This window comes from Streptomyces sp. NPDC053673, from assembly GCF_055585225.1.
In genome coordinates, this window is the sequence record NZ_JBVJKN010000003.1 from 26867 (window position 1) to 50681 (window position 23815).

The following is a 23815-nucleotide window of genomic DNA, read 5'->3' on the forward strand; positions in this document are numbered from 1 at the left end:
GTCCTCGGGGGCGTGGTTGGAGGTGATCTCGCCGGGTGCGGGCATCGGGACAGGGTGGTTTCGTGGCCGTACGAGGCACGCAGAGGTGCCGGAACGAGGCGTACGGCCATGACAGCAGCGGGAAAGCGCATCGCCCGGGAAAGCAGCTTCTGGCATCGCGGCGCCGAACTGTTCTACGACGACGTCGGTGAGGGCGATCTCGCCGTGTACGCACATGGCGGATTCGTCAGCCAGGCCACCGAGGACCGGATGGACTTGTTCGGGTGGGAGCCGGTTCTGGACGCGGGGCAGCGCTTGGTGCGTTATGACGCCAGGGGGCACGGTCGATCGACCGGCGCCGCCGTGGACACCGATTACACGTACGCCTCCCTCGCGGACGATCTGCTCGCCCTGCTCGATCATCTGGGGGCCGACCGGCCCGTCAACGCCGTCGGCGCGTCGATGGGATGCGCAACCGTGCTGCACGCCGCCGTGCAGGCGCCCGAGCGGTTCTCCCGGCTGGTCCTGCTCATCCCGCCCACGGCCTGGACGACGCGGAAGGCGCATGCCCGAAACAACCGGGAAGCCGCTGACACGATTGAACGAGAGGGAGTGGACGTCTGGCTCGCCGCCCAAAGGCGGCAGCACCGCCCCGCGGTCGTATCTGTCGTATCCGATGTTCCCGAGTTTCCGCCGACGCCCGCCGAGCGGATTCTGCCGTCCGTCCTGCGCGGGCTGGCACTGTCCGACCTGCCCTCCGCCAAAGCCGTCGCCGAACTGTGCCGACCGGTCCTGATCCTGGCCTGGGCCGATGACCCGGGTCACCCCCTGTCCACCGCGGAACGGCTGGCCGGTCTTCTGCCGGACGCCGACCTCCATGTGTCCCGGACCCGTTCAGACATCCGCACCTGGGGGCATCGCATCGCGGTCCATCTGGCCCGACCTCGGCCGTGACCTGCGTCTCTGTACGTCCCGTCCCAGGAAAATCGGTACGCACCGAAGCCTCCCGCGCCTGACAATCAAGGTCCATCAACGGGAGGAACACATGAGCCAGGCATTCCTGACCCTCCATGGGCTGCTGCCGCCGGAGGAGTTGGCGGCGGCGCTGGACGCGGGGCATGTCACCCGTAAGCCGCACCCCGAACTGCCGCTGTCGATCTACACGTACACGAGGACGTGCCAGTACGAGCGGGTGTGGAACCGGGTGACCACGCGCTGCCGCGGTCTGGTCGCCGACGACGCCACCGGCGAGATCGTCGCGCTCCCGCTGCCGAAGTTCTTCAACGTCGGTGAGCACGAGGCCGGTCAGCCGTACGCGCCCGCCCTCCCGGACGAATCGTTCGAGGTGTACGACAAGGTCGACGGCAGCCTGGCGGTGATCTTCCACTATGCGGGCCGGTGGCACGTCGCGTCCAAGGGATCGTTCATCAGCACCCAGGCCACCTGGGCTCAGCGTCTGCTGGACGGCAAGGACACCTCCGCCCTGGTTCCCGGAGTGACCTACCTGGCCGAGATCCTGTACCCGCAGAACCGGATCGTCGTCGACTACGGCGACCGCCGTGATCTCGTGCTCCTCGCCGCCTTCGCCAAGGACGGCACGGAGATACCGCTGGCCGAGGCCGCGTCCTGCTGGACGGGCATCGGCTCGGTCGTCACGGTCTGGCCCCCCATGCCGCTCGCCGAGCTGCTCGCCCTGGCCGAGTCCAACCGGCTGCCGGGCGGCCGGGAAGCCACGGGCACCGACGCGGAGGGCTTCGTGCTGCGCTTCGCCTCGGGCGTACGGGCCAAGGCCAAGCTCTCCGAATACGTACGGCTCCACAAGGTGCTCACCGGCATCACCGAACGGGACATCTGGCGCAGCCACGGGGTCCAGCGCTTCACCGGTCTGCCCGTCAAGCAGGTTGCCCAGGCACTGGGTTGCTCGACGGCGGACATCGAGGCGTCGGGCGGCAAGCCGCTCGACGCGCTGCTGGAGCAAGTGCCCGACGAGTTCGACGCGTGGGTGCGCGGGGTGATCGGGCGGATCGAGGAGGATGTGGCCGCACGCGAGTGTGCGATCGATGAGGCGTACCGGTCGCTGGCCCATCTCGCGGGCGACCGGGGCGCTTTCGCCCGCGCCGCGAAGGCACTGCCCGACGCCGCCGTGCGCCCTGCGATGTTCCTGCGCCTGGACGGGCGCCCGACGGAGTTCGTGACGTACCGTTCCGTCCGGCCGGAGGCGCCCGACCCGTATCTGACCGACGAGGAGAATTGACCGTGCCCGTAGTACATGTCATGACAGGGCTCCCGGCCTCGGGGAAGACGACGGCCGCGCGCAGATTGCAGGCGGAGTCCGAGGGCCGTATGCGCCGGGTGAACCTCGACGACCTGCGGACGATGCTCGACGTCCCGGCGCCCGAGCGTGACCGGTCGTACGCGCACGAGCAGACCGTGCTGGCCGTCCAGGACGCCGCGGTGCGGGCGGCGGTCGACGGCGGGTTCGACGTCGTCGTGGACAACACCCACCTGACACCGCACATCCCCAAGCGCCTGAAGGCCGCGGTGGCCGGCCAGGCGTCCTTCGTCGTACACGACTTCACCGATGTGCAGCTGGAGGAGTGCATACGGCGCGATGCCGGGCGGGACAGGGCTGTCGGCGAGGAGATCATCCGGATCCTGGCCGACAAGCACGCGAAAGCGCGGCGGGGTGGCTGGCAGCTCACCGAGGCATGGCTGAACGACGAGCCGTCGGTGGAGCCGTACACTGCCGACCCGGCGCTGCCCTCGGCGGTCATGTGCGACATCGACGGCACACTCGCGATCAGGGGCGACCGCGGCCCCTACGACTTCACCCGCTGCGACGAGGACGTGCTCAACGTGTCGGTGCGCGGCGCACTGTGCTCCTTCCGGCGTGCCGACGGGGATGTCATCGTCCTGCTCTCCGGCCGCGGCGAGGAGCACCGGGACAGGACGGAGGCATGGCTGCGCCGGTACGAGGTCCCCTACGACGAGCTGTGGATGCGTGCTGCCGGCGACGGCCGCCGTGACGACGTCGTGAAGGCCGAACTGTTCGACCGGCATGTCCGCAACCGCTTCGCGGTACGCGTCTCCCTCGACGACCGCGACCGCGTCGTGGCAGTGTGGCGCCGCATGGGCCTGCCCACCTGGCAGGTCAATTACGGCAACTTCTAGGCCGTGTCCGGGCGTTCTGGACACGCGCGGCCACGGGCTTCCAGCGGCGGAGGGCGGTACGGCCACAGCTGCGCAGCTGCGACGGGCACACCCGGGCACGCTGACCGCCGCTGGTGATGAGGGCGTTCACCGGGGACATCGGATCCGCGCCCATCGACTTCGCCACGAGGACGCCGACCATCAGCGGGAGAAGGGTCGCGGCGAGGGCGGTGCCCGTGGTGGTGACATGCTGCATGCGGGGGCGGCGCTGCGCGGGGGGATTCATGGCTCCCATTCGAGCAACGCGCGCGGCTCGGGAGATCGGACGGCGTACTCAGTTCGTACGTCCTCACGTACTCATACTCCGGCATGAGGCGGTGCACGATGTACTCGCGGCCCTCGTACGAGATCGGTACGGCTGCCGGTGCGAGGGGCCGGGCCGCGCGCTCAGGCGTGCGGCCGGGCCAGGGCCTGACCCACCGGACAGGCCCTACTGCGCCGTCCGCTCCCGCAAGCTCGTCTGCCACGCCGGGGCCGGTTCCTCCGCACCGGCCTCCTCCTGCCGGCGGCCTCCGCGTGCGAAGAAGTCGGCGAGGGGCAGCATCGCCGCCCCGACGGTCACGGCGTCCGGCCCCAGGGTGCCGAGGTCGATGCGCACGCGGGCGGCCGGGTACGACAGCGCGTAGGAGGTGGCGTACGCCCGTACGGAATCCAGGAACCGGGCACCGAGCTGCAGTCCCGCCCAGCCGCCGACGAGGATCCGTTCGGGCTGGAAGAGGTTGATCAGGTCGGCGAAGCCGGCGCCCAGGTACTCGGCGGTCTCCTCCAGGACCGCAAGGGCGGTCGTGTCGGCCTCCGGCACGGCACCGTCGGCGCCGGGGGCCGGGTAGGCGGCGGCGAGCATCGCGGTCAGCGCGGTCTCCTCGTCCGCGCCGGCGGGCGGCTGCCCGCCGGCCTCCGCCCAGCGTTCGAGGAGCGCCTCGGCGCCCGCGTACGCCTCCAGGCAGCCCTGGGCGCCGCAGCGGCAGCGGCGGCCCCGGACCCGTACGGTCAGATGGCCCCATTCGACGGCACGGCCGGGGCGCATGTCGTCGGTGACGACGCAGGCGCCGACGCCCGAGCCGAAGAGCACCACCACGGCGTTGCGTGCACCGCGCCCCGCGCCGAACCACATCTCGGCCTGGCCGAGGGTCTTGGCGCCGTTGTCGATGTAGTACGGCACGGTTTCGGGCACCAGCCCGGACTCGCGCAGCAGGCGCTCCAGCGGTACGGCGTCCCAGCCGATGGTCTGGCCGTGCACCACGGCGCCGTCCTCCGGGGTGCGCGCCACGATGCCCGGCACGCCGATGCCGACGCCGAGCAGCCGCTCGGGCGGGACGCCCGCGGCGTCCAGGACTTCGGCGATGCCGTCGCGCAGATGGCCGACGACAACACCGACGTCGTAGCGGTCGTGCCGGTGCGGGCTGTCGATCGCCAGCGGCCTTTCCGTGCGCGCGAGTTCGGTCAGGGAGAGGTCGAAGAGTTCGATCCTGACCCGGGTCTCGCCGACGTCGACGCCGATCATGCAGCCGCTGCCCGGTCTGATGCGCAGGAGGGTGCGGGGGCGTCCGCCCGCGGAGTCGACGTTGCCGGCCTCCTCCACCAGGCCCTCGGCGAACAGTTCGGCGACCACGTTGCTGATCGATCCCGAGCTCAGCCCGGTGGCCGGACCGAGCGAGAAACGGCTCAGCGGTCCGTCGAAGTACAAGCGCTGCAGAACGGCAGCGCGGTTCTCGCGCCGCAGGTCACGCACAGTGCGGCCGTTGCGCACGGTCACTGGGGCCCCCTCGTCGAAGTCCTGACCGAAACATACCTCTGTCGCGACCCTTGACGCGACCTTCTCTTGAGGTTTAACTCACATCCTAAATTAAGCCACGAGGGGACTTCAGGGGGTGAACGCGGGACGCTACGCCGACCCTCCTCCCTCCACGGCTTTCGCCACTCCCCCGAAAGGGTCCTCTGGAGCCATGCGCAGAATCAGAGCCGCGGCCACCGGCGCCGTCACCCTCTCCCTCGCTCTCACCATGGCTGCCTGTGGTGGCGGCTCCACGACCGACGGATCCGGATCCGGCGAGCAGCCGAAGACCCTCACCTACTGGGCCTCCAACCAGGGCGCCAGCCTGGAGGTGGACAAGCAGGTCCTCCAGCCCGAGCTCGACAAGTTCGAGAAGCAAACGGGCATCAAGGTCAAACTGGAGGTCGTGCCCTGGTCGGACCTGCTCAACCGCATCCTCACCGCGACCACCTCCGGCCAGGGCCCCGACGTCCTCAACATCGGCAACACCTGGAGCGCCTCCCTCCAGGCCAGTGGCGCCCTGCTGCCCTGGGACACGAAGAACTTCGAGAAGATCGGCGGCAGGGACCGCTTCGTCGATTCCGCCCTCGGCTCCACCGGCGCCCCGGGGCAGGACCCGGCCGCAGTCCCGCTCTACTCCATGGGCTACGCGCTCTACTACAACAAGAAGATGTTCAAGGACGCCGGCATAGAGAAGCCGCCGGCCACCTGGGACGAGCTGGTCGCGACCGGCAAGAAGCTGACCAAGGACGGCAAGGCGGCGATCGGCGTCGAGGGCGCCAACCTCGCCAACAACATCCACCAGGTCTTCGTCCTCGGCAAGCAGCACGGCGCCGACTTCTTCACCCCCGACGGCAAGCCCGACTTCACTTCCGAGGGAGCCGTCGCGGCCGTCAAGCAGTACGTCGACCTCATGGCCGAACACAAGATCGTCGCGCAGGGCAACGCCGAGTACGCCCAGAACCAGTCCCTGAGCGACTTCGCCAAGGACAAGACCGCGATGGTCCTCTGGCAGACCGCCTCCGCCACCTTCAAGGCACAGGGCATGAGCGACGACGAATGGGGCGTCGCCCCCGCCCCCGTCCAGTCCGGCGCCCCCGGCCAGGGCACCGCCGTCAACTCCATGGTCGCCGGCATCAACCTGAGCGTCTTCAAGAACACCAAGAACATCGACGGCGCCATGAAGTTCGTGAAGTTCATGACCAGCGACGCGGAGCAGAAGATCCTCAACCAGGCCTACGGCTCCATCCCGCCCGTCAGGACCGCGCAGCAGGACCCCGCGTTCGGCACCCCCGCGATCGCCGTCCTCAAGAACACCCTCGCCACCAGCGCCGCAGCACTGCCGCAGGTCCCCGAGGAGTCGCAGTTCGAGACCGTCGTCGGCACCGCGGTCAAGGAGCTCTTCGCCGACGCCGCCGCCGGGCGTCCGGTGACCACCGCCTCGGTCAAGGCCAAGCTCGACAAAGCCCAGCAGCAGATGCCCAAGAAGTGAGCACGGACGCCACCATGACCACCACCGCCCTCGACAAGGCCGGCGGACGGACCGTCCAACAGCACCTCCCCGGGGCGGCGCGTGACCCACGCCGCCCCGGGCGGCTTCGCCGCGTCACGCTGCCCTATCTGCTGCTGCTCCCCGCCCTGGTCCTTGAACTGCTCGTCCACCTGGTGCCGATGGTGATCGGCATCGTCATGAGCTTCAAGGAGCTCACCCAGTTCTCCATCCGCGACTGGGGCACCGCGCCCTGGGCCGGCCTGGACAACTACACGATCTCGGTCGGCTTCGACGCCCCCGTGGGCCAGGCGCTTCTGAAGTCGTTCTCCACCACCTGCCTGTTCACCCTGCTCTCCGTCGGCCTGTGCTGGCTGATCGGCACCGCGGCCGCGATCTTCATGCAGGAGACGTTCCGCGGCAGGGGCTTCCTCCGCGCGCTCTTCCTGGTCCCGTACGCGCTGCCCGTCTACGCGGCGGTCATCACCTGGGCGTTCATGTTCCAGCGGGACAACGGCCTGATCAACCACGTCCTGCACGACCAGCTCGGCCTCGGTGACAGCCCCGCCTTCTGGCTCATCGGGGACAACAGTTTCTGGGCGCTGCTCATCGTCTCGGTATGGAAGGGCTGGCCCTTCGCCTTCCTCATCGTCATGGCCGGGCTGCAGAACATCCCCCGCGAGATGTACGAGGCCGCCGCCATCGACGGGGCCGGCATCCGGCAGCAGATCCGCCGGATCACCCTGCCGTCGCTGCGCCCGGTCAACCAGGTCCTCGTCCTGGTGCTGTTCCTGTGGACGTTCAACGACTTCAACACACCGTTCGTGCTCTTCGGCAAGGCGGCGCCGGAAGCGGCCGACCTCATCTCCCTCCACATCTACCAGTCGTCGTTCCAGACCTGGAACTTCGGAACGGGCTCGGCGATGTCGGTCCTGCTGCTCCTGTTCCTGCTCGTCGTGACCGGGATCTACCTTCTGGTCACCTCCCGAGGAAGGAAGGCCACCGATGCCTAGGCCGCGGCCCCGCTCGCCCATGGCCGTCCCGCGGTCCTTCCTCTGGAGCCGGCGGATCTTCCTCACACTGCTCACGGGCTTCGTCCTGCTGCCGGTGTTCGTGATGGTCTCCAGCTCGCTCAAGCCACTGCAGGACGTGTCGGGGAAGTTCCAGTGGATCCCCTCGGGCCTGACCGTGCGCCCGTACATCGACATATGGGAAACCGTCCCGCTCTCCGACTACTTCACCAACTCCGTGATCGTGGCCGGCGCGGCCACCGTCTGCTCCGTCGTCATCGCGGTGTTCGCGGCCTACGCCGTCAGCCGCTACAGCTTCCGCGGCAAACGCGTCTTCACCGTGACCGTGCTGTCGACGCAGATGTTCCCCGGCATTCTCTTCCTGCTGCCGCTGTTCCTCATCTACGTCAACATCGGCAACACCACCGGCATCGCGCTCTTCGGCTCGCGCGGCGGTCTCATCCTCACCTACCTGACCTTCTCCCTGCCGTTCTCGATCTGGATGCTCATCGGCTACTTCGACTCGATCCCCCGGGACCTCGACGAAGCGGCCAAGGTCGACGGCTGCGGGCCGCTGGGAGCGCTCTTCCGGGTTGTCGTACCGGCTGCGGTCCCCGGCATCGTCGCCGTCGCCGTGTACGCGTTCATGACCGCGTGGGGCGAGGTCCTGTTCGCCTCCGTCATGACCAACGACACCACCCGCACCCTCGCGGTCGGCCTCCAGGGCTACTCCACCCAGAACGACGTCTACTGGAACCAGATCATGGCTGCCTCCCTCGTCGTGAGCGTGCCCGTCGTCGCCGGATTCCTGCTCCTCCAGCGCTATCTCGTCACCGGGCTGACCGCCGGCGCGGTCAAGTGACTCCCCGTGCCACAAGTGACCCCCTCGTCCGCAGGTGACTCCCTTTCCGTTGCTCGTTTCCGAGAGGTCCTCCGTGTCTGAACCGACTGACTCCGAACCGACTGACTCCGCGTCGGCTGACTCCCCATCGACGAGCACCGAAGCGATGGACCTTGCCGCCTTCCCCCACGACTTCGCCTGGGGCACGGCCACATCCGCCTACCAGATCGAAGGAGCCGTCACGGAGGACGGCCGGGCCCCCTCCATCTGGGACACGTTCTCCCACACCCCCGGAAAGGTCGACAACGCCGACCACGGCGACGAGGCCTGCGACCACTACCACCGGTGGCCCGAGGACATCTCGCTCATGCAGCGGCTGGGCACCAACGCCTACCGCCTTTCCGTCGCCTGGCCCCGTGTCGTGCCGGACGGCGACGGGCCGGTCAACGCCCGCGGCCTCGACTTCTACGACCGTCTGGTGGACGGCCTGCTCCAGGCGGGGATCACACCCAGCGTGACCCTGTACCACTGGGACCTTCCCCAGGCTCTCCAGGACCGGGGCGGCTGGACGGAACGCGACACAGCCGAGCAGCTCGCCGCCTACGCCTCGGTCGTGGCCGAACGCCTCGGCGACCGGGTCACCCAGTGGGCCACCCTCAACGAACCCCTGTGCTCCGGATGGATCGGCCACCTCGAGGGCCGGATGGCCCCGGGTCTGACCGACCTGACGGCCGCGGTGCGCGCCTCGTACCACCTGCTGCTCAGCCACGGTCTCGCCACTCGGGCCGTTCGCGCGGCAGCGCCCGGCGCGCAGGTCGGTCTCGTGACCAACCACTCCACCGTCGAGGCGGCTTCGACCCGCCCCGAGGACATCGCGGCGGCCGCCCGCATGGACGGCCACACCAATCGCTGGTGGCTCGACCCCGTGTACGGCCGTGGATTCCCCGCCGACATGCGCGAGCTCTACGGGGTCGAACTGCCCGAGCGGCCGGGCGACATGGAGACCATCGCCGCCCCGCTCGACTGGCACGGCGTCAACTACTACTTCCCGGTCACCGTCGCCGACGACCCCGAGGGGCCCGTCCCGTACGCGCGGGACGTCCGTCTGCCCGACGTCCCGCGCACCGGCATGGACTGGCAGATCGACGCCGGCGGACTGGAGGCACTGCTCATGCGCCTCACCGACGACTACGGCGTGAGCCGGCTCTACGTCACCGAGAACGGCTCGGCCTTCCCGGACACCGTCGGCCCGGACGGCGCCGTTGACGACCCCGAGCGAACCCGCTACCTGGAGCAGCACCTGGCGGCCTGCGCCCGTGCCGTACGCAAGGGGGCCCCACTGGCCGGCTACTACGCCTGGTCACTGCTCGACAACTTCGAATGGGCCTACGGCTACGACAAGCGCTTCGGCCTCGTCCACGTCGACTACCCGACCCAGCAGCGCACCATCAAGACGAGCGGGCATCGCTACAAGGAGATCATCCGAAGCCACCGGCAGCACACCATAACCGGCTGATCCGCCAGGGCATGAGAAAGGCCGCGCCGGACGCGGAGATCTCGTACTCCAAGGACGCCTCGGCAGCCACCGAGGGCTACGACGTCGGTGTGGTCGTCGTCGGCGAGACCCCGTACGCCGAGGGCTTCGGCGATGTCGGCAACGGCAACGACCTGGAGCTGACCGCCGCCGACAAGGCAGCCGTCGACAAGGTCTGCGCCGCGATGAAGTGCGCGGTCCTGGTGGTCTCGGGCCGCCCGCAGCTCGTCGGCGACCGGCTCGGCGGCATCGACGCGCTCGTCGCGTCCTGGCTGCCCGGCACCGAGGGCGACGGCGTCGCCGACGTCCTGTACGGCAAGCGCCCCTTCACCGGACAGCTCCCGGTCACATGGCCGAAGTCCGAGGCGCAGCTGCCGGTCAACGTCGGCGACGCGGCGTACGACCCGCTGTTCCCGTACGGCTGGGCCTGACCACGCTCGACAGGAAGCCCACCGGAGGGGAATCCGCCCTGAAGGCCATCGGCATCGCGGCGAAGGTCCTGCAGGCGGCCGGCCACGGTGACTCCGAGCAGGGCAGGGAACTGGTCCGCAGGGCGCGGCTGATCGTCCAGCAGCGGATCGGCGGGCACCTCACCGAGGCCTCGGCGAAGCCCTTCGCCGAGGCGGACCACCTCCTGCTCACCGGAGACCTGCCCGGCGCGGTCGCGAAGCTGACTGCCGCCTACCGGGCGGCCTGAGCAACGTGCGACGGCCCGGGCGCCGTGGAGCTGGCGCCCGGGCCGTCAGCGCCTCAGGGGTAGCTCACCAGGTTGGCCACGTTGGTGGACGAGTTGGAGGGACCGCCTCGGTCGTTGATGACGTGCCGGATGGTCCCGGTGCCGCCGAGCGAGACGGTGACCATGTTCTGGAAGCGTACGTTCGGGTTGTTGGGGACCTCGAAGGCGTGCTCGGCCGTCACGCTCGGGTTCACGTTGAAGAAGCAGTAGCTGCCGAGTCCGTACGCCTGGTGACTGGTGACCGTGTTCGCCACCTTGTACGCGGCGTAGCCCTGGGTGGAGCCGTTCATCCAGGCGGACTGGTTCGGCGGGTCGTACGGCATCTCGTTCTGGTAGAAGTACGTCCGCCCGCCGTTGCCGTTCCAGATGGTCTGGTGCTTCTGGTAGTGCTCGACGAACAGGCCGTACATGGTCACGTTGTCGCCGTTGACGACGAGTCCCGTGTCCGCGGTGTTGCTGTTCCAGCCGATGCCGGTGCCGTGGTCACCGCGCCAGATCCACATGTGGTCGCCGATGACGTTGTCACTGTTGACCACGAGGCTCGTCGTCGCCTTGCCCACGGCGGCTCCGCCGACGCGGAAGAAGACGTCGTGCAGGGAGGTGGGGTTGGCCGAGTGGTTCGCGGCGGCGCCGGCCGGGCCGACCTCCATCAGTGTCTGCGAGTTGGTGGTGCCGGCGTCGAAGAGGACGCCCGCGACCTTCACCCCGTCGACATCGGCGACCGTCATGGCCGTGACGCCGTTGTCCGGGATGAACGTGGCGAGGCCGAGACCGAGGACGACGGTGTCGGGCCGGGTTACCCGCAGGGTCTGGTTCAGATGGTAGACACCGGGTGTGACCAGCAGGTTCTTGCCCTCGGCCAGTGCGGCGTTGATCTGTGCGGCGGTCGCACCGGGCTTGACGACGAAGAACTGGTCCATACCGAGCGAGCTGCCCGCAGTGTTCCCGTTCGCCCAGGTCGTGGCCGAGGAGTTGGTCCTCAGGGACGGTACGAACACCTTGTAGGCGCCCGCGCCGTCGACGTACAGGAAGGGCTTCTCCCGGACCGTCGGAGTCTGGTTCACCGTGGTGTACGGCGGGTTGGGGAAGCTGTTGCCCGGTACACCCTGGCTGCCGACGAAGACCATGTTCCAGTTGGCGCCGTTCCAGCTGCCGAGCTGGGAGTTGCGGGTCAGCCACTGCTGTTGGCTGCCGGACCGCACCTGGCCGTCGATCTTGCTGTCGGCCATGAATCCGCCGCTGGCCCAGCCGCCGTCGTCCAGCGCGAGATTGCCGCGGACGTGCATACGCCGGTACGGAGCGGCCTGGGACACCGCCCACCGGTCGGTGCCGCCCGTCGGGTTCACCGACAGGTTCTCGGCGCCGCGCCAGAAGTTCTGCGTGGCGTTCTGCGGCGGGAACCAGTCGGCCTCGACATGGACGGCGCCGTTGATCGTGACCGAGTCGGGCGACTGGCCGAGGCCGAGGACCTGGGTGTAGAAGCCGACGTTGACGTCGTTGTTGTACGTTCCCGGCTTGAACATCACCGCGTAGCGCTGGGAGCCGAACTGGTTCGTCTCCTGCTGCTGGAAGATCGAGTTCAGCCGGCTCTGGATCGTGGACGACGGCATCGACGGGTCGAAGACGACCACGTTCGGGCCGAGGTCGACATCGCCGGGCGCGGTGCTCACCGGTGCGACCTGGAATCGCTGGGCAGCCGTGCCGTTGCAGGTGTACTGCACCAGCTGGACGCTGTCGGCCGTCGAGGCGGACGGAACGTCGAGGCACTTGCCGCTGTGCCGGCTGACGAAGTGGTACGCGCCTGCGCCCTCGTCGACGGCCTGCCACTGCTGGTTGTTGCCGCCGCCGTACGTCCACAGGTGCACAGCCGCGTTGTCGGCCGAGGACGTGTCGCTCACATCCACGACCTGATGGGCGTCATTGCGGTTGTTGATCCGTACGAAGCCGTCGCTCGTCGTTGTGAAACTCCACTGCTGTGCGGTGGTGTTGTTGCAGGTGTATTGCTGCACAGCAGTGCCGTTCACGGTCGCGGCCGACCGCGCGTCCAGGCACTTGCCACTGCCCGCGTTCACCACCGTGGCCCAGCCCGAGGGCAGGGCGGCGGCGGCCGTGGCCGTGGGTGCCTTGGCGGAGGCCGGCGGGTTGACGGCCTGGGTGGGCTGGATGGCGGTGAGAACCGAGGCGGCCGTGGCCCCGGCCACGACGGCCGCGACCCAGGGGCCGGTGATGCGGACCGGGGTTGAGCTGTGGCGACCCGCTCTGGGTGTTCGCAGGGATCGGAGCACGGTCTTCTCCTGTGCCGACTGCACGGCATGAGTGGGGGGTTGGGCGCAAGAGCATGCACATGACATCCACGCGCGCGGTTACTGCGCCGACCGGGATGGGGTGGGGGATGTGACAAGTGGACCCGCGAGAGGCTTAGTTCACTACGTGATTTAAGAAGTGAACAACAACCGTGTCAAGGGCTTGGTACGGACCACAACCGGTCCGGCCCACCGCGCGGGTGTCGCGCGGTGGGCCGTGGTGGGTGGGGCAGTGCCCCTGCGGGCGTGATCGCCGACGTGTCGACGGGCCCAGTGGCTGCGTCGTTACGGCGCCATCTCGTACGCCCCGGACAGCGCCTCGACGCGCTGCCAGACGCGCGCCGAGCGAGCCTCGTCGACAACGGGACGCCGCACCGCGCCCAGCGCCCAGCGCTGCTGCTCCTCGGTGGCGGAGTCCTTGCCGTGCAGCTCGACGGCGTGCGCGGAGAAGTCGCGGACGAGGACCGAGAACAGCTCGTCGAGCACGTCCTCGTCCAGGTCCTTCAGGCGGGCCTGCTCCAGTATCAGCTGGCCGTGCACCACCAGCGCGAACAGCTGGCCGACGGCGAGAAGGAGATCGAGGTCGCGGCTCTGCTCGTCGTCGGGGGCTGCGGTGGTGACGAACTCGCACAGGGCGTCGGCCTGCTCGCGGAAGCGGGCGACGTTGGGCACCGTGGCATACGTGTCGTAGGCGGTGCGCCAGTCGTGGAAGCGTACGGAACCCAGACCGCGGGCCGGTCCCTGCCGGAAGAGGAACGCGTCGTCGGCCGCGTCGAGGCGGGTCGGCACGGGCGCGTACTCGGCCGGGTCCAGCAGGTGGTTGCGCATGAACTTGAGGATCAGCGCGAGGTTGACGTGGACCGTGCCCTCGAGCTTGGGCAGCCCCCGGATCTCGGTGGCGGCCTGCGCGAAGTAGGTGTCCTTCTCGAAGCCCTTGGCCGCGATGACGTCCCACATCAGGTCGATGACCTTCTCGCCCTCCGTGGTCACCTTCATCTTCGTCATCGGGTTGAACAGCAGGTAGCGGCGGTCGTCGGGGCCGGCGGAGCGGAAGTAGTCGACGGCACGGTCGCTGAACAGCTTCATGCCGACCAGGCGGACGTACGCGTCGGCCAGCTCGCGGCGCACGTGCGGGAAGGCGGTGACGGGGCGGCCGTAGAGGATGCGGTTGTGCGCGTGGGTGACGGCCTCGTACATCGCGTGCTCGCAGATGCCGATCGAGGCGGTGCAGAGGTTGAACTTGCCGACGTTGACGGTGTTGAGCGCGGCGTCGAAGGCGGCGCGTCCGGTGTGCAGGACGTCGTCGGGACCGACCGGGTAGCCGTCGAGGCGGAACTCGCTGACGTACTTCGAGGAGTCGACGACGTTCTGCACGAGGTGGTACGCCGGGTGGCGGCTGTCGGCGGCGAAGAAGACGTACCCGTCCGGGCCCTCGATGTCGGTGCGGCGGCCGAAGACGGAGACGAGCCCTGCGGCATTGCCGTTGCCGATGTAGTACTTGGAGCCGCTGGCCCGGAAGCCGCCGTTGCCGTCGGGCTCCAGCAGCATGTCGGTGGAGTAGATGTCGGCGCCGTGGGTCTTCTCGGACAGGCCGAAGGCGAACACCTCGCCCTGCTCCAGGAGTTCCGCCGCGCGGCCGCGAGCAGCGGCGTTGTCGCTCTGCCAGACCGGGCCGAGACCGAGGATGGTCACCTGCCACGCGTACCAGTAGTCGAGGCCGTAGAACCCGAAGATCTCGTTGAGCGCGGCGATCCGGGCGGTGTCCCAGCGCTGGTCCTCCCGTCCGGCGGCGGAGGACGGGGTGAGGAAGGTGGCGAACAGCCCTTCCTTGGCGGCGAACGCGAGGAAGTCCGCCAGCCAGGCACGGGAGCGGTAGTCCTCGATCAGCCTGCGCTTGCCGCGGTCCTCGAACCAGTCGACGGTGGCACGCAGCAGCCTGCGGGTCTCGGGGTCGAAGTGCGCCGGGTCGTAGGTCCGCGGGTTGAACAGCAGGGCGTCGGTCATGGAGGTTCGCCTTCCGAGGGGTCGAGGGTTGAGGGTTGCCGGTTGGCGGTTGGCGGTTGCCGATTGCCGATTGGCGGTTGCCGGTTGCCGATTGCCGATTGGCGGTTGCCGGTTGGCGGTTGCCGGTTGCCGGTTGGCGGTTGGCGGTTGGCGGTTGGCGGTTGGCGGTTGGCGGGGAAGAGAAGCCGGGCGGTTCAGGAGTGCGGCTGCGACGCGCCGAGCCGGTGCAGGGTGGCGAGTACGTCGTCGAGCCAGGCGATCGTCATCCGCTCGTACGCAATGCCGCCGCGCAGCACGACATGCTGCAGTTCCTGACCCGCGTCGGGCGGTGCGGGGGCCTCGGGCCCGGTGAAGTCACGCAGTTCCCCTGCGAGATAGTGCGCAAGCCGGTCGCTGTGCACCTGGCGGTGCCGCTCGACCTCGCGAAGGAGCGCGCCCGGGTCGTCGAAGGCCGCACCGCGGATCTTCACGGCGAGGTCGTGCCGGATGCTCTCGGGTTCGATCGGCTCGTGCAGCCACTGGGAGAGGGTGGCGCGGCCGAGGCCGGCGACGGAGTACTCCTTCTTGTCCGGCCGGCCCTGTTGCGGCACCTCGCGGACGTCGAGCAGGCCGTCGCTCTCCATGCGCTTGAGAACGCGGTAGATCTGCTGATGGGTGGCGGTCCAGAAGTAACCGATGGACCGCTCGAACCGCCGGGCCAGCTCATAGCCGGAGCCCGGCTGCTCCAGCAGAGAGACGAGGATCGCGTGTTCGAGCGCCATACCTCGATCTTTCTATGCAACTCGTTGCATAGACAAGCGGCAGCGCCCGGGTGAGACACGGCTCACCCGGGCGGCCCGGGAACAACTCGCTCGCAGCGTCCGGATGGATCACTCCGAGGCACGGGCGCTCCGGGGTCGGCGCACCGTCGAGGACTCCCGACCGGTCAGCCGCCGAGCGTCGCCGCTTCGGCCGCGTGGAGGTGGGGGCGGGCGAGATTGTTCGGGAGCAGGATGCGCCGGAGCTCGTCCTTGGTCAGCAGGCCCTTGTCGAGAACGAGGTCATGGACGCTGCGGCCCGTCCTGAGGGCCTCCTGGGCGACGGCGGTGGCCTGCTCGTAGCCGATGTGCGGGTTGAGCGCGGTCGCCAGGCCGATGGAGTGGGCGACGACGTGGGCGAGGTGCTCACGGTTGGCGGTGATGCCGCTGACACAGCGTTCGGCGAGGGTCAGACAGCCGGTCCGCAGGTGCGTCAGGCTCTTCAGCAGACTGTGGGCGATCACCGGTTCGAAGGCGTTCAGCTGCAGCTGGCCCGCCTCGGCGGCCATGGTCACCGCCATGTCGTTGCCGATGACTTCGAACGCGATCTGGTTGACCACCTCGGGCACGACGGGATTCACCTTGCCCGGCATGATGCTGGAGCCGGCCTGCACCGGCGGCAGGTTGATTTCGGCGAAGCCGGCGCGCGGTCCGCAGGACAGCAGCCGGAGGTCGTTGCAGACCTTGGAGAGCTTGACGGCGATCCGCTTCAGCACGCCGGACAGCTGAACGAACGCACCGGCGTCCTGCGTGGCCTCGACGAGGTCGTCGGCGACCGTCAGCGGCAGTCCGGTGATGGCCCCCAGATGCCGGGAGGCCAGCGCCGCGTATGCGGGGTGGGCGTTGAGTCCGGTGCCGATGGCCGTGCCGCCGAGGTTGATCTCACGGATCAGCTCACGTGCCTCGGTGAGGCGCTTGTGGTCCTCGCCGAGCATGATCGCGTACGTCGCGAACTCCTGCCCCAGAGTCATGGGCACCGCGTCCTGCAGCTGGGTACGGCCCATCTTCAGGACGTCCGCGAACTCCTCCGCCTTGGCCGCGAACGCACAACGGAGCACCTCCATGGCGTCCAGCAGACGCTGGGCGGTGAAGTCGAGGGCGATCTTGACGGCGGTCGGGTAGACGTCGTTGGTGCTCTGTCCCGCGTTGACGTCCTCCAGCGGGTGCAGTTGCCCGTACTCGCCCTTGCGGTGGCCGAGGAGTTCCAGAGCACGGTTGGCGACGACCTCGTTGGCGTTCATGTTCGTCGAGGTGCCCGCGCCGCCCTGGATCACGTCGACCACGAACTCGCCGTGCAGCTTCCCGGCGCGTATCTCCTCACAGGCGGTCACGATCGCGTCCGCCTTGCGGCCGTCGAGCAGACCCAGCTCCCGGTTGGCGAGGGCCGCGGCCTGCTTGACGCAGGCGAGGGCGGTGACGAGGTCCGGGTAGGCCGATATCGGGGTGCCGGTGATGGGGAAGTTCTCCACTGCCCGCAGGGTGTGGATGCCGTAGTAGGCGTCGGCCGGGACGTCCCGGTCGCCGAGCAGATCGTGCTCGGCGCGGAACTCGGGGTGGGCGTGGGTGTGGACGTGCGTGGCCATGAAGGTGCGGAACTCCTGTCGGGTGCTTGCACGGTGGGGTGGGAGGGGCGGCTGGGAGCGGTTGAAAGGGTTCCGAGGCGTGTTACCGGGACCCGGCGGAGCCTCTGGTGTACCGAGCGGGCAGTCGATGGGCGGTTCGTCCTCCGCGGCCGGCGCCCGGCGCCCGCCCGGCACGGGCCGCGGCCTGCGTCGGCGGTGGCCGGAGACAGGGCCGGTCGAGCCGGAACTGCCTGAGGATCTCCGGGTCCCGGCGGACCAGGCCCTATGTCTGGACGAGCTCGACAGCCACGCCGGCGTCGGCGGAAACGGCCTCGCCGAGCGCGTGCCGGAGCACCCGGTCCCGCTCGCGGGGGTCGGTGGCGGCGAGCAGCGCGGTGAGTACGGCGATCCGGGCCTGGCCGGCGCGCAGCGTGCCGGTCGGCACGGCGCCCGCGGCCACGAGATCGACCGCGCCACCGTGGGTGTAGATCTCGGCGACCGGTCCGGCCTGGACACGGGTGGTCAGGGCGACGAGCACGCCGCGGGCCGTGGCGGTGGCGACGGCCTCGACGATCTCGGGGGTCGCGTTGCCGGCGCCGGTGGCCACGAGGACTATTCCCTGCGCCCCGGCATCCACGGCCGCGTTCAGCAGCAGCGCGTCGGCGTCCGCGTGGTGCATCACCATGTCGACGCGGGGCGGAGTGTCGGGCATACCGGGCAGCGCGAGCCCGCCGGGGCGCCGCGGGTGGCCGAGTACGGAAACGCGCCCGAAGCCGACGTTTCCGATCCGGGTGCCGGACGGGTCGCCGAAGGCGTCCGGGGCGAGCGTCTGCGTCTTGACGGTGCCGCGGGCCGGGTGCACCTTGCCGTCAAAGGTGACCAGTACGCCCAGACCGCGCGTCGTCGCGGCCGTCAGCAGCGCATCGTGGAGATTGCCCGGTCCGTCGCCGTCGGCCGCGTCGAGCGGAAGCTGGGCGCCGGTGAAGACCACCGGGCGGGGGTCGTCGTGGTGGAGGTCGACCAGGAACGCCGACTCCTCCAGTGTGTCCGTGCCGTGGGTGACGACGATGCCGTCCACGCCGGGGTCGGCGAGCACCTCGTGCACCGTGCGCAGCAGGGTGAGCTGATGAGCAGTGGTGAGACGGGGGCTGTTCACGCTGAACAGGTCGACGACCTCGACAGTGATGCCTTCGGGCACCGCGGCGGTCGCCATGACCTCCCGGCCATGCGCGTCAGCGGCGAAACCCGAGCCCTGCCAGCGGCTGGCTATCGTCCCACCGGTACTGATGACGACGATCCGTCCCACAGTGCCCACTCCTCGTCCGTGCCGCTGGTGAAGCGGCGAATTCGACGGGGCACGCGGCCCGGCCTCGCTCTTGGCCCGGCCGGGCTGCGCCCCATGGCTGATCCGGGGGGTGACCGGAGCAGTCGGACGCAATGATATGAGTTTGTTCGCGCAATATGATCGCCAATCTCGACCCGTCGGTGCCCGCGCGTGGTGGATAATTGCTCCATGGATGAGATCGACCGAGAAATCTTGCGCGAGCTCCAGAACGATGGCCGGCTGAGCAATCAGGAGCTCGCCCTGCGAGTGGGCCTGACCCCTTCGCCGTGCATGCGCCGGGTCAGGCAGCTGGAGCAGGACGGGGTGATCCAGGGCTATCGGGCGGTCATCGACCCGGAAGCGGTCGGCCGGAGCTTCGAAGTGCTCGTCTCCATCGAGGTCAAGCGCGACCGTGAGGTGGTCGAGGCGTTCGAGGCCGCACTCCAGGACATTCCGGATGTCATCGAGGCGTACCGGCTCTTCGGCAGCCCGGGATGCCTGCTGCGCATCGCAGTGGCGGATCTGCGCGCGTACGAGCGGCTGTGGATCGAGAAGCTGACCGCGCTGTCCGGCGTCAACGAGGTCAACTCGCAGATCATCATGAAGCGGATCAAGGAACCGCGCGGCCTGCCGGTGGAGGGCTGACACTGCTGCGCCGGGCAGGGATCGTCACACGCCCCCGATCAGGATGCCCGGTCACATCGGCCGCGGGCCCCTCGACCGCTCGATGCCGTCGCCACTCTCCCGCAGCAGGCGCAGAAATGCCCTCACACCCGCGATGAGCTCCTGGTTGTCGGTGAGCCGGTTCACCGTCGACTCGAACTCCCTGCCCAGCACGGCGATCTTCCGGTCGGCCTCGTCGGCCCGCTCGTAGGACGCCATGCCCAACGCGTCCACGGAGCGCCGCAGTTCGGCGAACGCGTGGTACTGCTCCTCGGCCTTGCCCTCCAGGACCTTCATCCCGGCCTCCATGCGATCCACCCGCGCGCGCATCTCCACCACGTCGTCGCGCGGGTACGTCACGTCCTTGAGCAGCGCACCCAGGCGCCGCCGCAGTTGCGCAAAGTAGGCGCCCGCCGGCCGGAAGAGGGTGCTCAAGAGGAAGAACCCGGCGAACCAGTAGCCGGTCACCCGCCCCGTCGCCATAGTGACCACAACCGCGACACCCGCAGTCACTACATGTCCCGCCACCGCCGCCCGCAGCATCATCCGCGCGATGCGCGCAGCCTCGGCGTCCCGCGCCGACGAGACCTCCATGCCCTTGTCCCGGCTCACCGCGATCTCGGCCAGCACCGCATGAGCCCGGAAGTACAGGTTCCACGGCACGGTCAGGAGCACGAGCAGCCACAGCAGGCCGAGCACCCCGGCTCCCGCCCCGAGCACCACCGCCGGGGGCGCCCCCACCACATAGGCCAGGATCACGGCCGCGACGGTAGCCGCGACGGCCAGTCCCGCGCCGAAGAACTTCCCCATACCGTCCCGTCCCCCGTATGAGCATGCACGGGCGCGGCCCTCTGCCACGCTGCGTCTCATGGTTCCGCTCCGGCCGACGGCACACATGAGTACGAGTACTCACCCGAGCGATGCGACGGGAGCCGGCCTCGTCACCCGACGAGGCACGCTCACCACGCATCGTGACCACCTCGCACGACGGAAGAGGGAGCGGAAGGAGGGAGAGCAGCCGGACGACAAGCCGCACTCCGGCCACCGAAAGCAACGAGACGGTTACCGAACCCGGCCACACCGGAGTCGCTCGCCCACACAAGCCCCATGAGGGTCGCTTGAAGCGGTGCAAACCAGCGTAAGCTGGCCAGAACGCCGTAATGCGCCATGAGTAAGCGATGGAGGCGGCGCATGACCGACCCCTTCGGCTTTCTCAAGATCCCCCGTCGGCCCGTCCCGCCCCGCCCCGTCGAGGAACGACTGGGCGACTGGAAAGAGGTCTACGCGGGGCAGGCGTTGCTGCCTCTCGTGTCCGAGCAGGCGAGGCGCTGCATGGACTGTGGCATACCGTTCTGCCACAGCGGCTGCCCGTTGGGGAATCTCATCCCCGAGTGGAACGTGTACGCGTCACGGGGCGACTGGCGTGCCGCCGCCGAGCGGTTGCATGCGACGAACAACTTCCCGGAGTTCACCGGGCGGCTGTGTCCGGCGCCGTGCGAGGACGCCTGCGTGCTGGCCATCAACGCCGATCCGGTGACGATCAAGAATGTCGAGCAGGCCATCGCCGACGAGGCCTGGGAACGCGGATACGTGGCGCCGAAGCCACCCGATCGCCTCAGCGGAAGAACTGTCGCCATCATCGGCTCCGGACCCGCGGGGCTGGCCGCGGCGCAACAGCTCACCCGTATCGGCCACACCGTCGTCGTCTACGAGCGCGCCGACCGCATAGGCGGACTGCTGCGCTACGGCATCCCCGAGTTCAAGATGGAGAAGCGGCAACTGGACCGGCGCATCGAGCAGATGCGAGCGGAGGGCACCAAATTCCGCACCGGTGTGGACGTCGGCCCCGATGTCGACGCCACCGACCTCAGGAGACGTCACGACGCGGTGATCGTCGCCGTCGGCGCCACGCAGCGCCGCGAACTCCCCGTCCCCGGCCGTGAACTGGACGGTATCCATCAGGCCATGGACTATCTGACCATCGCCAACCGGGTCACGGAAGGCGACCACCCCTCGCCCTCCCTCACCGCCGAAGGCAAGCATGTCGTCATCATCGGCGGCGGCGACACCGGCTCGGACTGCCTGGGCACCGCCCTGCGCCAAGGCGCGGCCTGTGTGGTCCAGCTCGACATCAACCCGGAGCCCGGCGACACCCGGCCGGACACCCAGCCCTGGCCCATCACCCATCCGAAGGTCTACCGGATCTCCCATGCCCATGAAGAGGCCCGTGGGCGGGAGGGCAGGGATCCGAGGCTCTTCTCGTCCGCCACCCTCCGCTTCGAGAGCGACCAGGCCGGCCACGTACGCGCACTGCTCCTGACCGAAGTGGAGCCCCGGGCCAGAACGCCACGGCCGCACACCGAGCGGGTGATCCCGGCGGAGCTGGTCATACTCGCCCTCGGCTTCTCCGGCCCCGAGCCGGGCACTGGCCTGATGGAGCAACTCGGACTCACGCTGAACGACCGTGGAAACTACGCCCGGGACGCGGCCTTCGCAGCCAAAGCCGCCGAGGCCGCTGAAACGGCGGGAGCAGCAGGAGCGCCTGGAGCGGCAGCGCAGGCCGGGAGGACAGAACACCCCAACACGGACGGCGTGTTCGTCGCCGGCGACGCAGGACGCGGCCAGTCCCTCGTCGTATGGGCCATCGCGGAAGGGCGAGCAGCCGCAGCCGCCACCGACTGTTACCTCACGGGCTCCACCCGGCTCCCCTCCCCCATCACCGCCACACACCGACCGCTCAACACATGACACCTTCACAGCCGAGCCCGACGCCAAGGTGGCCTTCGCGCAGCACCGACGCAGTCTCGAGCGCCGGGCACCCTGTCGCGGCCGACGGCACGTCGGGCCCGACAGGGCACACAGGGACGGGCCCGGCCCTACTCATCAAGGGCGCCTTGGAGTAGCCATAAGTCCAGCTTATGAGGTCATAGGTTCGAACCCGGTACCTGAGCAGGTATTTTGTTGCGAGGGTGGCGATCAAGACACCCGTCGCCACTCGAAGGGAACCTGTCATGCGCCGCCCCCTGCGGGTCGCCATCATCGGAGCCGGACCCGCCGGGATCTACGCCGCCGACGCACTGCTGAAGTCCGAGGCCGCTGCCGAGCCCGGTGTCTCCATCGACCTCTTCGAGCGGCTGCCTGCTCCCTTCGGGCTGATCCGGTACGGCGTCGCCCCCGACCACCCCCGGATCAAGGGCATCGTCAACGCGCTGCACCAAGTGCTGGACAAGCCGCAGATCCGGCTGTTCGGGAACGTCGACTACCCCAACGACATCGGCCTCGACGATCTGCGCGAGTTCTACGACGCGGTGATCTTCTCCACGGGTGCGAACGCCGACCGGGCGCTCGACATACCTGGCATCGGCCTCGAAGGGTCGTACGGCGCGGCTGACTTCGTGTCCTGGTACGACGGGCACCCGGACGTGGCCCGTACCTGGCCGCTGGAGGCCGAGAAGGTGGCCGTGCTCGGTGTCGGCAACGTCGCGCTCGACGTGGCGCGGATTCTCGCGAAGACCGCCGACGAGCTCCTGCCGACGGAGATCCCGCCGAACGTGTACGACGGGCTTGCCGCCAACAAGGCTCTCGAGGTTCACGTCTTCGGGCGCCGCGGGCCGGCGCAGGCCAAGTTCAGCCCCATGGAGCTGCGGGAGCTCGACCACTCCCCCAGCATCGAGGTCATCGTCAACCCCGAGGACATCGACTACGACGAGGGCTCCATCGCCACACGTCGCGCCAACAAGCAGGCGCACATGGTCGCGCAGACCCTGGAGAACTGGGCGATCAGGGACATCGGCGACCGGCCGCACAAGCTGTTCCTGCACTTCTTCGAGTCCCCGACCGAAGTCGTCGGCGAGGACGGAAAGGTCGTGGGACTGCGCACAGAGCGGACGCAGCTCGACGGCACGGGCAATGTGACCGGCACGGGCGAGATGCGCACGTGGGACGTGCAGGCCGTGTACCGGGCGGTCGGCTACCTCTCCGAGGAACTGCCGAAGCTGCCCTTCGACTTCGTCAGCGGCACGGTGCCGCACGACGGCGGCCGCGTCATCGAAGGCGGCGAGCACATGCAGTCGACATACGTCACCGGCTGGATCAAGCGTGGCCCGGTCGGCCTCATCGGCCACACCAAGGGCGACGCCAACGAGACGGTCGCGAACCTCCTGGACGACCACGACAAGGGCCGCCTGCACACGCCCCCCGCGCCTGGCCCCGAAGCGGTCGTCGCCTTCCTCGACCGCAACGACGTCCGCTACACCACGTGGGAGGGCTGGCACCTCCTCGACGCGGCCGAGCGCGCCCTCGGCGCCGCGGTGGACCGGGAGCGGGTGAAGATCGTCGACCGCGAGGGGATGCTGCGGGCGAGCGAGGCATAGAGGCGGGCCGCCCCGGTTCCCCCGGGGCGGTCTGCGGCGGCGACATCACCGGGGCACGTTCCCCGCCGTGGCCCGGGCCCGGGAAGTCGGGTTACGGCCTGACCAGCGACCCGTTGGCCCCGACCACGGACGGCGTCCGGGATCACTCGATCAGCCGGTACATCGCTGCTCCGGGGAAGAACTTGATGTGATGTGAAGTGATCTGGCCTGGTCGGC

General features: G+C 69.2%; 18 protein-coding genes and 1 pseudogene. 11 read left to right on the forward strand and 8 right to left on the reverse strand.

Translation table 11 applies throughout. The features are described 5' to 3' along the window. Nucleotides 1-108 precede the first annotated feature (108 nt). The 3 genes from ACZ6ZQ_RS05995 to ACZ6ZQ_RS06005 all read left to right on the forward strand — a co-directional run bounded on the left by ACZ6ZQ_RS05995 (nt 109) and on the right by ACZ6ZQ_RS06005 (nt 3150). A complete protein-coding gene (locus tag ACZ6ZQ_RS05995; RefSeq protein ID WP_469767355.1) occupies nt 109-933 on the forward strand; it encodes an alpha/beta fold hydrolase in 825 nt (274 codons plus the stop codon). Nucleotides 934-1024: 91 nt separating this feature from the next. After that, complete coding sequence (locus ACZ6ZQ_RS06000; RefSeq protein WP_469767356.1) at nt 1025-2233, forward strand: RNA ligase; 1209 nt, start codon at nt 1025-1027, stop codon at nt 2231-2233. A gap of 2 nt (nt 2234-2235) precedes the next feature. Further along, complete coding sequence (locus ACZ6ZQ_RS06005) at nt 2236-3150, forward strand: phosphatase domain-containing protein (RefSeq protein ID WP_469767357.1); 915 nt, start codon at nt 2236-2238, stop codon at nt 3148-3150. On the opposite strand, the gene ACZ6ZQ_RS06010 is transcribed toward ACZ6ZQ_RS06005, so the two are convergent. Both ACZ6ZQ_RS06010 and ACZ6ZQ_RS06015 read right to left on the reverse strand, forming a co-directional pair. Beyond that, entirely contained in the window at nt 3131-3415 is a 285-nt protein-coding gene (locus tag ACZ6ZQ_RS06010; RefSeq protein WP_469767358.1) for a hypothetical protein, read from the reverse strand. The two genes, ACZ6ZQ_RS06005 and ACZ6ZQ_RS06010, sit on opposite strands and share 20 nt — an antisense overlap. A gap of 204 nt (nt 3416-3619) precedes the next feature. After that, a complete protein-coding gene (locus tag ACZ6ZQ_RS06015; RefSeq protein WP_469767359.1) occupies nt 3620-4945 on the reverse strand; it encodes an ROK family protein in 1326 nt (441 codons plus the stop codon). Between the two features lie 190 nt (nt 4946-5135). On the opposite strand from ACZ6ZQ_RS06015, the gene ACZ6ZQ_RS06020 reads away from it, so the two are divergent. The 5 genes and pseudogenes from ACZ6ZQ_RS06020 to ACZ6ZQ_RS06040 form a co-directional block, all read left to right on the forward strand. Then, nucleotides 5136-6455 carry an ABC transporter substrate-binding protein gene (locus ACZ6ZQ_RS06020; protein WP_469767360.1) on the forward strand — a complete coding sequence of 440 codons (1320 nt, stop codon included), beginning with the start codon at nt 5136-5138 and terminating at the stop codon, nt 6453-6455. Between the two features lie 14 nt (nt 6456-6469). After that, nucleotides 6470-7465, forward strand: a complete 996-nt coding sequence (locus tag ACZ6ZQ_RS06025) for a carbohydrate ABC transporter permease (protein ID WP_469767361.1) — start codon at nt 6470-6472, stop codon at nt 7463-7465. A gap of 19 nt (nt 7466-7484) precedes the next feature. Next, the gene (locus ACZ6ZQ_RS06030; RefSeq protein WP_469767647.1) at nt 7485-8324 is read left to right on the forward strand and encodes a carbohydrate ABC transporter permease; all 840 of its coding nucleotides are present in this window, start codon (nt 7485-7487) and stop codon (nt 8322-8324) included. A gap of 145 nt (nt 8325-8469) precedes the next feature. Beyond that, a complete protein-coding gene (locus ACZ6ZQ_RS06035) occupies nt 8470-9819 on the forward strand; it encodes a GH1 family beta-glucosidase (RefSeq protein ID WP_469767362.1) in 1350 nt (449 codons plus the stop codon). Then, nucleotides 9819-10534 (forward strand): annotated as a pseudogene (locus ACZ6ZQ_RS06040) (glycoside hydrolase family 3 protein); the annotation flags it as partial. The gene ACZ6ZQ_RS06035 and the pseudogene ACZ6ZQ_RS06040, both read left to right, overlap by 1 nt. 53 nt (nt 10535-10587) lie before the next feature. Here ACZ6ZQ_RS06040 and ACZ6ZQ_RS06045 read toward each other — a convergent pair. The 5 genes from ACZ6ZQ_RS06045 to ACZ6ZQ_RS06065 form a co-directional block, all read right to left on the reverse strand. Next, complete coding sequence (locus tag ACZ6ZQ_RS06045) at nt 10588-12801, reverse strand: RICIN domain-containing protein (protein ID WP_469767648.1); 2214 nt, start codon at nt 12799-12801, stop codon at nt 10588-10590. A gap of 360 nt (nt 12802-13161) precedes the next feature. Continuing rightward, the gene (locus ACZ6ZQ_RS06050) at nt 13162-14880 is read right to left on the reverse strand and encodes an acyl-CoA dehydrogenase family protein (protein ID WP_469767363.1); all 1719 of its coding nucleotides are present in this window, start codon (nt 14878-14880) and stop codon (nt 13162-13164) included. A 194-nt stretch (nt 14881-15074) separates the two neighbouring features. Continuing rightward, nucleotides 15075-15641 (reverse strand): PadR family transcriptional regulator, encoded by a 567-nt coding sequence (locus ACZ6ZQ_RS06055; RefSeq protein WP_469767364.1) that lies wholly within the window; start codon nt 15639-15641, stop codon nt 15075-15077. 164 nt (nt 15642-15805) lie between these two features. Then, complete coding sequence (gene aspA, locus ACZ6ZQ_RS06060; RefSeq protein ID WP_469767365.1) at nt 15806-17260, reverse strand: aspartate ammonia-lyase; 1455 nt, start codon at nt 17258-17260, stop codon at nt 15806-15808. A 262-nt stretch (nt 17261-17522) separates the two neighbouring features. Further along, a complete protein-coding gene (locus ACZ6ZQ_RS06065) occupies nt 17523-18545 on the reverse strand; it encodes an asparaginase (RefSeq protein ID WP_469767366.1) in 1023 nt (340 codons plus the stop codon). A 207-nt stretch (nt 18546-18752) separates the two neighbouring features. Here ACZ6ZQ_RS06065 and ACZ6ZQ_RS06070 point away from each other — a divergent pair, with 207 nt between their 5' ends. Next, the gene (locus tag ACZ6ZQ_RS06070) at nt 18753-19208 is read left to right on the forward strand and encodes an Lrp/AsnC family transcriptional regulator (protein ID WP_453664010.1); all 456 of its coding nucleotides are present in this window, start codon (nt 18753-18755) and stop codon (nt 19206-19208) included. A gap of 51 nt (nt 19209-19259) precedes the next feature. Here ACZ6ZQ_RS06070 and ACZ6ZQ_RS06075 read toward each other — a convergent pair whose 3' ends face one another. Continuing rightward, complete coding sequence (locus tag ACZ6ZQ_RS06075) at nt 19260-20036, reverse strand: hypothetical protein (protein ID WP_469767367.1); 777 nt, start codon at nt 20034-20036, stop codon at nt 19260-19262. Between the two features lie 381 nt (nt 20037-20417). Here ACZ6ZQ_RS06075 and ACZ6ZQ_RS06080 point away from each other — a divergent pair, with 381 nt between their 5' ends. Then, a complete protein-coding gene (locus ACZ6ZQ_RS06080) occupies nt 20418-21974 on the forward strand; it encodes a glutamate synthase subunit beta (protein WP_469767368.1) in 1557 nt (518 codons plus the stop codon). A 263-nt stretch (nt 21975-22237) separates the two neighbouring features. Beyond that, nucleotides 22238-23599, forward strand: coding sequence for an FAD-dependent oxidoreductase (locus ACZ6ZQ_RS06085; protein WP_469767369.1), 1362 nt, complete (start codon nt 22238-22240; stop codon nt 23597-23599). Nucleotides 23600-23815 lie beyond the last annotated feature (216 nt).